Consider the following 13,884-nt stretch of genomic DNA (forward strand, 5'->3'; position numbering starts at 1 on the left):
GGTTAGACGATCACCGTCGCGGTGGACGCGATGCTGCCGAAGCGCTCGGCGACCTCGCGGGCGATGGGGCCTTTGATCTCCGTGCCCCGTGGCTCCTCGAGGTCGTCGATGACGACGGCGGCGTTGTCCTCGAAGCGGACGCGGGTGCCGTTGGGTCGGCGGATCGCCTTCCGCTGTCGGACGACCACCGCCTCGAGCACCTGGCGTCGCATCTCCGGGGTCCCCTTCGTGACCGAGACGGTCACCTTGTCGCCGATCCCCGCTTTGGGGTGGCGGTTCTTCGTGCCGGAGTAACCCTGCACGCTGATGACCTTGAGCTCGCGCGCTCCCGTGTTGTCAGCACACGTGATGAGCGAGCCCTTCTCGAGTCCCTGCGTGACGTCGGCTTTCAGCGCCTCCATCACGCATCACCGTCCAGCACTTCGACGACGACGTGGGACTTCGTCTTCGAGAGGGGTCGCGTCTCCGCGATCGTTACTTCGTCACCGACCTCGAGGGGATCGAGCACGCCCGGCACGTGGGCCGGGATGCGCGAGCGACGCTTCATGTACCGATCGTATTTCGGTACGAAGACGTCGTATTCCCGCTCGACGATGACGGTCTTTGCCATGTCCGTCGACACGACCGTTCCCTCACGGGTCTGGCCGCGGACGGACAGCTGTCCGTAGAACGGACACTTCTCGTAGTCGTACTCCTCCGGGTTGTCAGGTTCCGGAGGCATTGGGACGTCAATTCCTATCGCCATACTGAGACACCTCGTTCGGTGCGTTCGGCGGGTCGTGAGAGCAGTGTATCGCCATCCACCGTAACGTAGACCACGTCCTCGCACTCGCCGAGGGAGCGGCTCGCCGTCCCGTCGCCGGCGGGGGACTCCCCCGCTGCGGCCGGGTCGGACGGACGAGACTGACGGGGGCGGACCCCCGCAGTATCCGGTCCGAGTTCGAACGTGGACCCCGGGACCTTGCGGTCGCCGGCGGCTTCATCTGTGGGCGTGTCGTCCGGCGTCGCGGACTGCGACCGGGCGTCGCCGGACGGGCCGACGCGCGGTCGATCGACGATCGCGAACTCGAAGGTCGTTCCGGACTTGGGAACGCGCTTGTCGCCCGAGGACGTGCGAACGCTGAGGGTTCGCTGGCTCTCGTCGACGACACGACCCGCGAGGCCGACGCTGTCGGCGTTGCGGGCGTCGGCCACCCTGACGGGCAGGCCGACGAGTTCGTGTCGCGTGAGTGTTTCGGGCGTGAGCATCGTCGATGGGTTCGTGATATCGTGTGTGTTCGGGTCGCTACTCGTCGTCGAGGTCGCCTTCCTCGCCCTGGATCGTCTTGATCCGGGCGATCGTCCGCTTCAGCTCGCCGACGCGACCCGGACTCTCGGGCATCCCGCCGGCGGCCTGCTGGGCCTTCAGGTTGAGCAACTCGGTCTCGAGCTCCTCGAGTTCGACCTCGCGTTCGGCCGCGGTCATATCGCGGATCTCGTCTGGGTAGAGGATCGCCATCGTCAGGCCTCCTCCTCGTCGTCAGCGGTCGTTTCCTCGGCGTCCGACTCCGCATCGGACTCCTCGGCGTCCGCCGCGGACTCCATCTCGTCGACGAGCGCTTCGGCTTCCGCCTCGACGTCCTCGCCGAGCTCCTCGGCGTCCTCGTCGTCGGGCGTCGCCGTCTCGACCGGCTCCGCGGGCGCGGTGTCGGTCGCCTCGGCGGACGTCTCCTGCGTCTCCTCGATGACCTCCTCGACGATCTCCTCGTCGAGGTCCTCCTCGACGTCGTCGGGCCCGCCGGTGGGCACCTCGACGTCCTCGTCGGCACCGACGTCGGGAACCTCCTCGGGGTCCTGCTCGAGGAGGGACTCGACGCCCTCCTCCTCGACGGTCTGTTCGACCTCGGGGACCTCCGCGTCCTCGCGGACGCCGAAGTCGTCGGGCAGCTCCGCGCCCGGCGGGATGATCTTGACCGTCACGCCGATCGTCCCGAGCTTCATCACGGCGACGCCCTGCCCCTCGTCGACGACGTCCTCGGCGGGCTCGCCGTTGTGTTTGATGTAGCCGCGGTTGAACTTCTCGACGCGCGAGCGCGCCCCGGTGACCTTTCCGGACAGGACGATCTCGGCGCCGAGCGCGCCGGACTCCATGATCCGGTCGATCGTGGTGTGGCCGGCCTTCCGGAAGTACCAGCCGCGCTCGAGCGCGTTCGCGAGGCGGTCGGCGACGATCCGCGCGTTGAGGTCCGGCTCGTCGACCTCCTGGACGTCGATCTGCGGGTCGTCCATGTCGAACCGCTCCTCGAGCGTCGAGGTGATCTTCCGGATGTTCTTTCCGCCCTTGCCGATGACCATCCCCGGCTTCTCGGCCTTGAGGACGATCTGGGTACCCATCGGCGTCTTGGCGATGTCCATCCCGCCGTAGCCGGCACGACCGAGTTCGTCAGCGAAGAACTCGTCGATCTGGGCCCGCTGTAGGCCGTTCTCGATGAATTGGTGTTCGTCTGCCATTAGTTGTCCTCCGCGGCCGCGTCGGCCTCCTCGATGACGAGCTCGACGTCACAGAGCGTCGTGTTCCACGGCGAGGCACGGCCGAACGCGCGGGGCTGGCGCCCCGGTCGCTCGCCGACCTTGTGGGGTGCGACGTGTGTAACGACCATCTGGTCGCCGTCGAAGCCCTGTTCGGTCGCGTTGTTCTTGACGTTCTCTAAGAGCTTGAGGAAGTCCTTCGAGGCCTTCTCCGGGTAGCGCCCGGCGTCCCAGCCGTCGATGTCGGAGCGGTGCCCGACGCCGCTGTTGTGCTGGCGGAACGGGACCGACTGCTCCTCGTCGATGACTGCCTGCAGGTACGTCTCGGCCTCCGAGACGGTCTTCCCCTTGATCTCACGGGAGATCGCCTTGCTGTGCTTCAGGCTGATCGGCCGCTCGCGGAGCATTCCCTTGGCGGTGGTCTCCGGGTCGGCCTCGATGCTGTAGTTGATTCCCATGGGTTACTTGAGAGGCACGAACTTCGAGGACCGGGTCGCGCCGATGCCGGCCTGTCCGTGTTCGACCGACGTTCGGGTGAGCTGGAACTCGCCGAGATAGTGGCCGATCATCTCCGGCCGCACGCGGACGCGCTCGAAGCTCTGGCCGGTGTAGACCTCGAAGGTCAGCCCGACGAACTCGGGCAGGATCGGCATGTCCCGGAGGTGGGTCCGGATCGGGTCGTCCGCCGTCCCCTCCTCGGTTCGATCGCGGGCGGTCTCGAGCAGCTTGCGCTGTTCGGTGCCCAGTCCTCGTTCGATGGTTCGCCGCTGGCGTGCGGGAAGCAGTTCCGCGACCTCGTCGAGATCGAGTTCCTGCAGCTCCTCGAGCGTGTGACCGCGGTAGGCGAACTCCTCGCCCTCGCGGCCGATGCGGTATTCGGTGCTCATTTGTTGCTCCCGCGTCCGGTGCGTTTGGACGCGATGTCGCCGACCTTTCGTCCCGGCGGGGCGTCCCGCGAGACGGACTTCGGCTGTCCGGGGTGCTGTCGGCCGCCGCCACCGAACGGGTGGTCGACGGCGTTCATCGCGACGCCCCGAACGCGCGGGTACTTCGTCCCGCGCGCCTTCATCTTGTGATGCTTGTTGCCGGCCTTCACGAACGGCTTCTCCGTGCGACCGCCGCCGGCGACCACGCCGATCGTGGCGCGAGCCTGCGGGTTGAGCCGCTTGACCTGTCCGCTCGGCAGCTGGACGACCGCGACGTCGCGGTCGTGAGTCATCAGGGTGGCCGAGACGCCCGACGCGCGGGCGAACTTGCCGCCGTCGCCCGGCTGGCTCTCGACGTTACACACGGGAACGCCCTCGGGGATCTCCGCGAGGGGCAGCGTGTTCCCGGGCTTGATCTCCGCGCTCACGCCGACCTGGATCGTCTCGCCGGTCGAGACGCCCTCGGGCGCGAGCACGAGCCGTCGGTCCCCGTCCTCGAACTCGACCTCCGCGAGGGGTGCCGAGCGGGCCGGGTCGTGCTCGATGCCGACGACCTCGCCGTCGATCGTGCCGGTCGACTCGTTCTGTTTGTGCGACAGCTCCGCCTTGTAGCGGTGCGAGGGGGCCCGGAACGTCGGGCCGCCGCGTCCGCGTCGTTGTCCCTGAATTCGTCGTCCCATCTAGAACACCCCGATTCGGGAGGCGACCTCGGTGGCGTCGTCCTCGGCGGACAGCGTCACCGTCGCCTTCTTGGTTCCCGTCGGCGTTATCTGCGTGTTCACGTTCGTGACCGTGACGTCGTAGCGGTCCTCGATGGAGTCGCGGACGTCGCCCTTCGTCGCGTCGAGGTGGACGAGGAACTGGAGCTTGTTGTCGAAGTCCATCTCGTCCATCGCCTTCTCCGTGACGATCGGGTGCTCGATGATCGTGCTCATCGGTCGGCCACCTCCGCGATCGCGCTCTCGGTCCAGACGGTGAGCCGCCCCGGATGGGTTCCGGGCGCGAGGTCCTCCGCGCTCACCGTCGCCGCGGTCGCGACGTCGACGCCCGCGAGGTTTCGCGCGGCGCGCGAGGGGTCCTCGGCAGTGACGACGAGCAGCGACTTGGGCTGTTTGTACTTCCGACCGCGGGTCTTCCCGCGTCCGGCACGGACCGACCGTCCCTCCTCGGCGCGCTCGACGTCGGCGTCGGCGCCGACCGCCTCGAGGAACGCGAGCGCCTCCTGGGTCTTCTCGAGGTCCTCGAACTCGTCGGCGACGACGAGCGGGAGCTCGAGGTCCTCGTCGAACGCGTGGCCGCGCTCGGCGACGGTCTCCGCGTCCGCGGTGGCCGCGATGGCCGAGCGGACGGCGAGCTGCCGTTCCTTGTCGTTGAGGTCCTTCGACTGGTCCTTCTCGGCCTTCGGCGGGTGGGCACGGCGACCGGAGACGGCGCTGGGAACGCGGCGTGCCTGGCCGTTCTCCTGGGGAATGTGTGCCATCCCGCGGCCGGAGCCGGGCGATTCGGCCGGGGTTCGAAGCCCGGCGAACTCGTCGGCGCCGTACGCCTGCTTTCGGTTGGCCTGTGCGACGGAGACCGCTCGCCGGATGAGGTCCGGGCGGAACGCGGTCTCGAAGACGGCGGGCAGCTCGAGGCTGCCCGCGTCCTCGCCGTCCAGGTCTCGTACTGTTGCCTTCATGGGTTATCCCTGGTTGGATGCGGTGGATACGTACCGGACCTCGGGGTCGAGGCGCGGTTGGTCGTTCGGTCGGATCGCCGGGCGGAACCGGATCAGTCGCTTGTCCGGCCCCGGGACCGAGCCCTTGACGAGCGCGTACGACCCGTCGACCTCGCCGTAGTTGACGAAGCCGCCGTCGACGGAGGCCTCGTCGCCCTCGCCGAAGTCGATCAGACGCTTGTTGAGCTCGGTTCGCTGGTGGTACCCGGTCTGGCCCTGCTGGGGAACCGTCGAGCGGACCCGGGAGGGGTTCCACGGACCGAGGTTGCCGATCCGTCGGCGCCATCCCTGGCGGGCGTGTTTGCCCTTCCGCTTTTGGACGCCCCATCGCTTGACGGGACCCTGGGTTCCCTTGCCCTTCGTGACGCCGGAGACGTCGGCGTACTCGCCCGCACGGAAGACGTCGCCGAACTCGTGGGCGCCGCCGTCCGAGACGAGATCGAGGGCGAACTCGGCGCGCTCGTCGATCGAGCCGCCGCCGACGCGGGTCTCCATCACGTCGGGTTCCTTCTTCGGGACGTTCGAGAGCTCGTCCGGGGCGGTGTGGGTGATGACGCGAACGTCGTCGACGTCGCCCGCCTCCAGGAGCGCGTCGAGCTCCTCGGCGTCCTCCTCGAAGGTGTCTTCGGCCGGCAGGTCGAGCGTCCGGTCGAGCTCGTCGTGGAACTCGCTCGTCCAGACCTCCGTCACCGGCTGCTTTCCGTACGGCGTGTCCTCGTAGGCGCGCAGGGCCACCGCGTACATCGGCGGCGTCTCCACCACGGTGACGGGGACGGACTCCTCCATCCCCTCACGCGGCGAGTTGGCCTCGTCGTTGACCATGACGACGTGGGTCATTCCGGCCTTGTAGCCGGCGAACCCTTGGAGCGCGGGCGCTCCGTCGTCGTCGGGCCACGAGCGGATGCGAGGCACCTCGCTCGACGCGCGTGTGCGCGGTCCGAAGCCCAGCGAGCCTTTGCGTGGTCGGCTTGGTTGTGGCATATGTTTACTCCTACTCCGTGAGCGTGAGGGACGCGAGGGACGCGAACATCGCTTCCTCCGTTCGCACCACCTTGCTTCCCTGCTGCGGGATCGTGTTGAGCCAGAGGTCGAACCCCGGATCGGGTTCGACGGGGCCGCCCGCTGCGGCCGTGACGTCCTCGGGGCGGATCCCGAGGATCTCCGGAAGCCCTCTGCCGGGCGCGCCGAAGGCGACGACCGGATCGTCGGCCTCCTGCACTTGCGGGGCGAGTTCGGCGAGCCGCGACACGGAGAGCGGTTCCCCGTGTCGTGACGTCGCGATGGCAAGCCCGGCGTCGGCGAGCACCTCCGGAAGGTCCGTGTCCACGACCTGGAAACCGTCCTCCGGCTTCCCGGTGATGCGGGCACGGACCGGTTCTCTCGAAGAGATCCTGATGGTGACGCGCTCCCCCCGCTCGACCGACAGTCCGTCGGGAACGAGCAGGGAGATCGGGTGTTCCCCCAGCGGGGAATTGACCCGAACGCGGCCGTCAGGTCCGACCTCGGTCACGAGTCCCTGTGTTGACGACTCGTCCCCGTCGGGGGGCGAGCCGGTCCGTGACGGGACACGAAGCGGCGGGAGCACGCCGACGTACGCCAGCTCGTCGCGTCGTCCCCAGAGATCCGTTCGGAGCTCGGGGGGCGTCGCGGCATACCGGAGCACGGTTTCGACGAACCCGCCGCCCCGACGTCGTTCGCCTTCCCGGTCGGGGAAGACGACGAGCCGGGTCGCCGAGAAGACCGCGGCCGCGCGGGCCACGGTGCCGAGCTTGCGAGTCGCCTCGCGTTCGTCCTCGGCCTCTCGAACGATCGAGGACGGCACACAGAGCGTGAGTCCGTCCATGGATCGTCCCGTCACCAGACTGTACCCCGTATTCCGGATCCGCGCGTAAAAGGGTAGCGGAAGGAGTTCGGGACTGAGGGCCGTTCACACGCCGGTTGAGAGGAGTTGCCGGGGATCGCGATCGTGGTGATCGGTCGCAGGTCCGGGTATGCGACCGACGACGTCTCCATTCCGACCACAGTAACCTCATCCACCGCAGGATCGGCGCCGATCGCGATATGACCAGTCGCGATGGCGCTTCCGAGCCACTACGGATCATTAATACGGTGGTTACGCGGTGCGCTGTCAAATTTCGTCACGTTTCCGTCGGGCGATCTGGGTGGCTGGTAGCGCGGACCGAGGGCGGCGTGGAACGGAACGCTTTTATTTATAACCCGAGTTAGGATCGAATGCGAAGCACGCACCGGTAGTGTAGTGGTATCACGCAACCTTGCCATGGTTGCAACCCGCGTTCAAATCGCGGCCGGTGCATACGGGCGCTACGCGCCGTTTTCCGCATTTTCCATCGTCCTCACACACCGAAAGGAAGGCGATATGAATACACCCAAAACGCTACGCCGATTCGGTAGCACTGCGAGTGGAAAATACCGTTGGAGGCCCTGAGAATGGAGTTCTCTACACAAGCCACCGTCTCACTCGGCTTCCAACTCCTCGCAGAGGAACCCCGCGACGCGCTCAGCGAACAACACGCACGCGCGGAAACAGACTATGAAAGTTGGAAGCGCGACCTCTTGGAGTGGCTCGCCATCGAGGGCAAAGGCCCTGAGCGGCTCCGCGGCTACATCAAGAAAGACGAGCTCCGACCGCTGTACGAGGTCGCACTCGAACACGGGACGGTCAACACACGTCTCACCCGCGAAGCGCCTCGACGGGGCGGTCGGTCGCCGCCTTCCAGGCCGGGTAGAGGCCGCTGAGGACGCTGGCGACGACCGCGAACGCGAAGCCGGAGACGAGATACCGGGCGCTGTCCCACCGCAACACCAACAGCGGGTCGCCGGCGACGGCGTCGAACAGCACGAGTCCGACGCCCAGCGAGACGAGCGCGCCGACGGCGCCGCCGATCACGCCGATGAAGGCGGCCTCGGTCAGGATCATCCGGAGGATCTCCCCGCGGCGGATCCCGACCGCGCGCAGGACGCCGATCTCCCCGCGGCGCTCGATCGTGGACATCAACATCACGTTTAGGATGGCGACGCTGGCGACGACCAACGAGATCGAGCCGATGCCCAACAGCGCGAGGTTCAGCGTGTTCAGGAAGGAATCGATGTTCTCCTGGGCGCTCGCGAAGCTGGTGACGCTCAGCTCCTCCTCGTCGCCGTCGTTGAACTCGGCCTCGAGCCGGTCGACGATCGCGGTCGCCGCCTCGCCGTCCGCCGCGACGATCGTCACCGAGTCGTAGTGCTGCTGGTCTGCAAGCCCCGAGGGCGGGATCACGAGCTCGTTGCCGCCGCCGCCGAACCCGCCCTCCGCCTCGATGAGCCCGCGGATCCGGTAGAGTCGCCCCTCGTACTCCACGGGGTCGCCGAGCTCGAGGCCCAGTTCGCGGGCGGTGTCGGCGCTCAACAGCGCGCCCGACTGGAGCCGGTCCGGCGCCTCCCCCGCGGCAGCGTCGTACAGCGCGCTCGCCTCGGTCAGGCCGGTGACCGTGACGAACGCCTCCCCCTCCCGCGACTCGATCGTCGTCGTGTTGGTCTTCCGTGGCACGACCCGGGCGTCCGTGAGGAGGCGGTCGATCCGGGCGACCTGGTCGTCGGTGACGCCGTCGGTCGAGCTATCCTGCCCGCTGGTGACGGTCACCTCGTTCGCCAGGCTCCCGAGGTCGGCCGTCGCCTGCTGTTGGATCGCGGCCCCGGTGATCCCCAGCGACGCGATCGCGACGACGCCGATGACGATCCCCAGGGTCGCGAGCGCGGTCCGCACCCGGTTCCGGCCGAGGTTCCGCCACGCCATCAGGACGCTCGGGAACCGAGTCAACAGATCGCCCGGCCTCATTCCGGACTCACTCCGTCCTGACCGCTCCCGCCCTGGACCACCCCGTCGATCAGTTCGACCACGCGGTCGGCGTACTCGACCAGCTGCTCGTCGTGGGTCACCGAGACGACCGCGACGTCCTCGTCGGTCGTAAAGCGCGTGAGTTCGTCGAGGATCGTGGCCCCGGTGTCCCGGTCGAGGTTGCCGGTCGGCTCGTCGGCCAACACGATATCGGGTTCGTTGATCAGCGCCCGCGCGATCGCGACGCGCTGGCGCTGGCCGCCCGACAGCTGATCGGGCGTGTGCGTGAGTCGATCGCCGAGTCCCACGCGGTGGAGGAGGTCGATCGCCCGGTCGCGCCGGTCGACCGACGTGTCCCACATCGAGGGCAGCTCGACGTTCTCGACCGCGGTGAGCATCGGCAGCAAGTGGAAGTCCTGGAAGACGAAGCCGATCCCGGACCGGCGCTCCTCGGTGAGCTCGGCCTCGGAGAAGTCGCTCACGACCCGGCCGTCGATCCGAACGGTCCCGCTCGTCGGCGTGTCAAGCAGCCCGATCATATTGAGCATCGTGCTCTTGCCCGAGCCGGAGGGACCGATGATCGAGACCATCTCGCCGCGGTCGGCGTGGAAGTCGACGTCGTCGAGCGCCACCACCGTCTCGGCCCCGCTCTCGTAGCGCTTCGTCACCGACTCCAGGACGATGACGCTCATCCGCGGATCCGACGAAGGGTCCCGATCCCGACGACCACGACGAGCCCCACGATCGCTCCCAGCGCCACGCCGCCGAGGCCGCCGAGCCCACCGAGCAGCCCGGATCCGCCGGATCCGTTTCCGGAACCGTCACCGCCGGTGCTTCCGGAGCCACCCGATCCGCCGGCGTTCGCGCCCACGCCGCCGATCGAGCCCGCTGCGCCGACGTCGACCGTCTGGGTGGCCGTGACGCGCTCGTCGTCGACGAGGTAGCTGATCTCGATCGGGACCGACGAGACGTCGCCCGCGAGTCTCGCGGTCAGCTCGAAGGTGGCGAACTCGCTGGCCTCGATCCCGCCCACGAAGTACTCGCGTGCGGGCGCGACCGGGGTCACCCCGTCGGCCTCGCCCACGCGAACGAGCACGGACTGGGCGTCGGTGCCCCCGAGGTTCGCGGCGTCACCCTGGATGCGAACTCCGCTCCCGGCCGGAACGACCTCCAGCCCGGTGAGGCGGACCTCGCCGTCGACCGGCCGGTCGAGATCGACGGTGCGGGAGACCGAGTGCTCGGCGCCGGCGGCGGTGTAGGTCGCCGTGAACGTGACCGCGTCGCTGCGGACGCCCGAGAGGTCGACGGTGGCGGTCCCGTTCGACGCGGGCGCGATATCGGTCACGTGAGTGCGGTCGACCACCTCGCCGTCGACGGCGGCGGACAGCGCCACCGCGCTGGCGTTCACGTTCCCGTAGTTCGTGAACGTGACCGTGGCGGACTCGCCGTCGGCGGCGGTCGTGGCCGACAGGTCCGCGGTGGCCACCGGCTCCTCGACCTCGACCGAGACGGGGTACTGGTAGGCCTGCTGGACGCCGTTCGCGCCGCGGACGCTCACGTAAACGGTCAGGAAGTGGGTGCCGGCCTCCTCGAAGGTGGCGGACAGCGGGACCTCGACCGATCCGCCGGGGGCGACGTACCCGATCTCGCCGGTCTGGCCGTGTCGGTCGGCACTGCCGGACGTCCGCACGTGGACGGACGTGACGTCGACGGCGTCCGCGCTCGATTCGAGGTTCGCGATCTCGACGTCCAGCGTGACGGGCTCGCCGGTCGTGGGCGTGTCGGGCGAGACGGCAACGCCCGCGATCTGAACCTGCGGGTCGTCGGCCGCGGCGGGCAGCGGGACGGTCCCGACGCCGACGCCGAGAACGGCGAGGACGAGAAGTCCGGTCAGCAGTCGCGACCCGCTCATCGATCGAGGATCGAAGCGTCTTGGTGCGGCGTGCGGGCAGGACCGGTCGTGGAGCGAACGCGCCGTGGAGGTGCGGGTCGGCAGCGGGGGATAGGAACGGCAGCTCGGTTCGTCATAGCTCCGGTTGGGTGCCGAGGCATAAACACGTTACCCAGCCGACGGGTTCGCGATCGAGCGTTCACAAGAGTGGCTGCTCGCGGCGTCCGGTCTCGCCGAGCGCGTGCTGCGGCTGGTCGGTCGGAGCAGCGCAATAAAGAAACGCGAAATCGGAGCTGACCCGTGGGGGTCAGTGGTTAGGCGTCCGTGTTAGGGACGGCGGCGGACGGCGAGGAGCGCAGCGGCGACGAGCGCGACGAGGGCGACGACGGCACCGAAGCCGGGCGTCTCCTCCTCGGTGGGCTCAGTCGTGTCTGCGGGTTCCTCGGTGGGCTCTTCAGTCGGCTCCTCCGTGGGCTCCTCGGTGGGCTCAGTCGTGGGCTCCTCGGTGGGCTCAGTCGTGGGCTCCTCCGTGGGTTCCTCGGTGGGTTCCTCACGCTCGGTCACGAGTTCGACTTCCATCGTGTCGGAGTTGGTTCCGTCGTCGGACTCGACCGTGTAGGTGCCGGTCTCGAGGTCGGACTCGGAGAGGTCGATCTGGACGGACCACTGTCCGTCAGTACCCCACTCGTCCGTGCTCACGACTTCGGTCGCCGTGTTGTCCTCGTTGGTCAGTTCGACGGTGATGGTGTTGTCGTCCGGCTGACGGTTGGTCGTGCCGGAGACGATCATCGTCTCGTCGATGCCGACCGGGTTCGAGCCGGATGCCTCAACGCCCTCCGCGTGGACCGAGCTGATGCTCGTTGCGCTGTCGGTGTAGCGGAAGGTCGTGGAGACCATCTTGTCGTCGGAGGCCGTCGCTTCGATCGTGTTCGCGATGATCTGCTCGCGGACCTGGTCACCGTTGGCGCTCGAGTCATCAACGGGGCCGTTGATCCACGCTACCAGGTCATCGTAGGAGCCAGCAGTCTCCGAGCCGGAGGTGTTAAGCTGGCTTCCATCGCCGACGGAAGCATCGTTGCCGTTAGTGATGACGTGAGCGCTCACGCTACCTTGGGAGAGTCCGAAACCGCTCAGGTCGAAGTCCTCCTCGTCGAACGTTCCGTCGCTGTCCACCGAGATAATCTCGGCGTGGGTGTTTCCACGACGGTCAACGAAGGCGACGACGACTTCGTTTTCACCGGTTGCGGTACCGCTGAAGTCGACGGTATTGTCGTCAGTGTTTACCTGACCGTTGATCGTTGCGAAGGTCGCACTCAGGTCACCTTCGACGACGCGGATCGACTGCGTCGTGCTGGTTCCGGAGCTGAAGTTCGAGGTCGACATCTGCCTACCCTGGGCATCCGCCGCGTCGATCATACCGAGACGGTAGGTTCCAGTGAGGCCGAGAATGTTATTCGGAGCCGCGCTGGACAGAGTGACGTCCTCCTGTTCGAAGGTGTCGTCGGACTCAACGGTGATCGTGTCATCGAAGGTTCCATCCTCGTTCAAGTCGACACGCTGCCACTGAGCGTTGTCCCGAACGTACACGGCAACAGCGTCGGAGCTGGTCGCCGTTCCGTTCAGGGTCACTTCGGAGCCGACCACGTACGGCGAAACCGAGTCAAACGTGATCTCTCCTTCCTCGACGGTGAGGGAGACGTCGTCCTCGGTGCTGGTGGCGCTCCACGCAGCGCTGACGTTGCTCTCATCGTAGAGCTCGACGTCGACGTCGCTCGTGTCGAGGTGCTGCGTGTTGATCGATCCGCTGGCCTGCGTGCCGTCGATCTCGACGACCGCGTAGGCAATCGCGTTGGATGCGGTGCCACTATTAAGCTCGGTGCCGTCGTAGACACCCTTCACGTTCACGTCCTGAACGTTACGGAAGATGGTCCGTGCGTTCGAGACGTTGTTCGACCGCCAGTCGCCGGCCTGAATCGCGACGACGTGCGTGTTACCGTCGGTACCGCCCGAGACGGTGTACTGCACGTTGTCGCCCTGCGTGACGGTGTCGGATTCGACGTCGATGCCGAGGTCACGCGAGGTCGTCAGCGTGATGGTGTCGGAGACCTGGGACGCACCGAAGTCCAGGTCGTCCGCGCCTTCGAAGGTGATCGTGTACTCGCCGGCGTCCTCATTGGAGAAGTCGAGATTAACGCTCGCACCGGGACTAGATCCAGCAAGGTCGGACGTGTTGATCGTGGAGTCATCGGTGACCGCGTCGGTGATCTCGTTCCCGTCGGGGTCCTCGACGACCACGTCAACTTCTTCGGCCTTCACGAAGTTGTACTGGACGGTAGCCTGCAGGTTTTGCGCCTGATCGGTCGAAACGCTCCCACCGAGGATGTCGCTTCCGCTGCCGCCGTTCAGCCGGACTTCCTGGTCCGTGATACGTGCGGTGGTAACCGTCACGTTGCTGGCGGCACGACTCCCATTAGTGGAGTAGGTACCACGCGGCTGATCCTCGGGGATCGGAATGCCGAGCTCGAGGAGCTCGTCCTCCGCAGCGCCGCCGACACCGATGAGCTGCTCGTCGGAGTCGAAGGCATGCATTCCAGTAACATCTTCACCTTGGTAGACGGTGGCTCCACTCGTTACGTTTTTCGTCGTGTTACCGGGCGCAATGTCAGGACGGACATCAGTATTCCCATGGGCTGCCGCTGCGGAGCCCACGAACGCCGTGGACATCGCGACAACGGACAGCACCATAATGGCCGCCAGGAACACTGCGCGTCCCTTTTGCCGATAGTTTGTTTGGCTTGTCATAGTTTATTTCGTTGGCTGCATTGACAGCAACACTTTCCCGCGGATCCAGGATGTGCGTTCGTCATCAACGACGATATCGTCGGAGATCGACTGAACTGAACCATCGGTACTCGATGTTGCTCCCTTGGATAGGGGTGTTCGAAGCAACACGTCGACTTATTAAATGTTTTGTGGTTCAGTCACCGTCATCTCATAACGTCTGACA

The 13,884-nt window shown here is 67.0% G+C and carries 17 protein-coding genes and 1 tRNA gene; 1 reads left to right on the plus strand and 17 read right to left on the minus strand.

Annotation, left to right across the window (positions count from 1 at the left end):
• Window positions 1-2: 2 nt before the first annotated feature.
• Genes CPZ00_RS02690 through CPZ00_RS02745 form a run of 12 tightly spaced genes read right to left on the minus strand, consistent with a single transcriptional unit; the run spans window position 3 to window position 6,994 of the window.
• Window positions 3-401: a 50S ribosomal protein L14 gene (locus CPZ00_RS02690; RefSeq protein WP_096389458.1), complete on the minus strand. Its 399-nt coding sequence runs from the start codon at window positions 399-401 to the stop codon at window positions 3-5.
• Complete coding sequence (locus CPZ00_RS02695) at window positions 401-745, minus strand: 30S ribosomal protein S17 (RefSeq protein ID WP_096389459.1); 345 nt, start codon at window positions 743-745, stop codon at window positions 401-403. Before CPZ00_RS02695 ends, CPZ00_RS02690 begins: the two co-directional genes overlap by 1 nt.
• On the minus strand, window positions 736-1,248 hold the full coding sequence (locus CPZ00_RS02700; protein WP_096389461.1) for a ribonuclease P protein component 1: 513 nt from the start codon (window positions 1,246-1,248) through the stop codon (window positions 736-738). The genes CPZ00_RS02695 and CPZ00_RS02700 overlap by 10 nt, the downstream gene beginning before the upstream one ends.
• 37 nt (window positions 1,249-1,285) lie before the next feature.
• Window positions 1,286-1,498 carry a 50S ribosomal protein L29 gene (rpmC, locus tag CPZ00_RS02705; protein WP_096389462.1) on the minus strand — a complete coding sequence of 71 codons (213 nt, stop codon included), beginning with the start codon at window positions 1,496-1,498 and terminating at the stop codon, window positions 1,286-1,288.
• A 2-nt stretch (window positions 1,499-1,500) separates the two neighbouring features.
• Window positions 1,501-2,490 (minus strand): 30S ribosomal protein S3, encoded by a 990-nt coding sequence (locus tag CPZ00_RS02710; RefSeq protein WP_096389464.1) that lies wholly within the window; start codon window positions 2,488-2,490, stop codon window positions 1,501-1,503.
• Entirely contained in the window at window positions 2,490-2,966 is a 477-nt protein-coding gene (locus CPZ00_RS02715) for a 50S ribosomal protein L22 (protein WP_096389465.1), read from the minus strand. The genes CPZ00_RS02710 and CPZ00_RS02715 overlap by 1 nt, the downstream gene beginning before the upstream one ends.
• Window positions 2,967-2,969: 3 nt before the next feature.
• Window positions 2,970-3,395, minus strand: coding sequence for a 30S ribosomal protein S19 (locus tag CPZ00_RS02720; protein ID WP_096389467.1), 426 nt, complete (start codon window positions 3,393-3,395; stop codon window positions 2,970-2,972).
• The gene (locus tag CPZ00_RS02725) at window positions 3,392-4,114 is read right to left on the minus strand and encodes a 50S ribosomal protein L2 (RefSeq protein ID WP_096389469.1); all 723 of its coding nucleotides are present in this window, start codon (window positions 4,112-4,114) and stop codon (window positions 3,392-3,394) included. Before CPZ00_RS02725 ends, CPZ00_RS02720 begins: the two co-directional genes overlap by 4 nt.
• Window positions 4,115-4,369 carry a 50S ribosomal protein L23 gene (locus CPZ00_RS02730; RefSeq protein ID WP_096389470.1) on the minus strand — a complete coding sequence of 85 codons (255 nt, stop codon included), beginning with the start codon at window positions 4,367-4,369 and terminating at the stop codon, window positions 4,115-4,117.
• Window positions 4,366-5,112: a 50S ribosomal protein L4 gene (rpl4p, locus tag CPZ00_RS02735; RefSeq protein WP_096389471.1), complete on the minus strand. Its 747-nt coding sequence runs from the start codon at window positions 5,110-5,112 to the stop codon at window positions 4,366-4,368. The genes CPZ00_RS02730 and rpl4p overlap by 4 nt, the downstream gene beginning before the upstream one ends.
• A 3-nt stretch (window positions 5,113-5,115) precedes the next feature.
• Window positions 5,116-6,132 (minus strand): 50S ribosomal protein L3, encoded by a 1,017-nt coding sequence (locus tag CPZ00_RS02740; protein WP_096389473.1) that lies wholly within the window; start codon window positions 6,130-6,132, stop codon window positions 5,116-5,118.
• Window positions 6,133-6,142: 10 nt separating this feature from the next.
• Window positions 6,143-6,994: a putative RNA uridine N3 methyltransferase gene (locus CPZ00_RS02745; RefSeq protein ID WP_096389475.1), complete on the minus strand. Its 852-nt coding sequence runs from the start codon at window positions 6,992-6,994 to the stop codon at window positions 6,143-6,145.
• A gap of 400 nt (window positions 6,995-7,394) precedes the next feature.
• On the opposite strand from CPZ00_RS02745, the gene CPZ00_RS02750 reads away from it, so the two are divergent.
• Window positions 7,395-7,465 (plus strand) — tRNA-Gly (locus tag CPZ00_RS02750).
• Between the two features lie 161 nt (window positions 7,466-7,626).
• On the opposite strand, the gene CPZ00_RS02755 is transcribed toward CPZ00_RS02750, so the two are convergent.
• The 5 genes from CPZ00_RS02755 to csg all read right to left on the minus strand — a co-directional run bounded on the left by CPZ00_RS02755 (window position 7,627) and on the right by csg (window position 13,679).
• Window positions 7,627-7,824 (minus strand): hypothetical protein, encoded by a 198-nt coding sequence (locus CPZ00_RS02755; RefSeq protein ID WP_096389477.1) that lies wholly within the window; start codon window positions 7,822-7,824, stop codon window positions 7,627-7,629.
• Window positions 7,825-7,843: 19 nt separating this feature from the next.
• Window positions 7,844-8,986, minus strand: a complete 1,143-nt coding sequence (locus CPZ00_RS02760) for an ABC transporter permease (RefSeq protein WP_096389478.1) — start codon at window positions 8,984-8,986, stop codon at window positions 7,844-7,846.
• Window positions 8,983-9,678 (minus strand): ABC transporter ATP-binding protein, encoded by a 696-nt coding sequence (locus CPZ00_RS02765; protein ID WP_096389480.1) that lies wholly within the window; start codon window positions 9,676-9,678, stop codon window positions 8,983-8,985. The genes CPZ00_RS02760 and CPZ00_RS02765 overlap by 4 nt, the downstream gene beginning before the upstream one ends.
• On the minus strand, window positions 9,675-10,898 hold the full coding sequence (locus CPZ00_RS02770) for a COG1361 family protein (protein WP_233255122.1): 1,224 nt from the start codon (window positions 10,896-10,898) through the stop codon (window positions 9,675-9,677). The genes CPZ00_RS02765 and CPZ00_RS02770 overlap by 4 nt, the downstream gene beginning before the upstream one ends.
• Window positions 10,899-11,204: 306 nt before the next feature.
• Complete coding sequence (gene csg, locus CPZ00_RS02775) at window positions 11,205-13,679, minus strand: HVO_2072 family ArtA-dependent S-layer glycoprotein (RefSeq protein WP_096389481.1); 2,475 nt, start codon at window positions 13,677-13,679, stop codon at window positions 11,205-11,207.
• Window positions 13,680-13,884: the final 205 nt, after the last annotated feature.

It is taken from the genome of Halopenitus persicus, from assembly GCF_002355635.1.
GTDB classification, from domain to species: domain Archaea; phylum Halobacteriota; class Halobacteria; order Halobacteriales; family Haloferacaceae; genus Halopenitus; species Halopenitus persicus_A.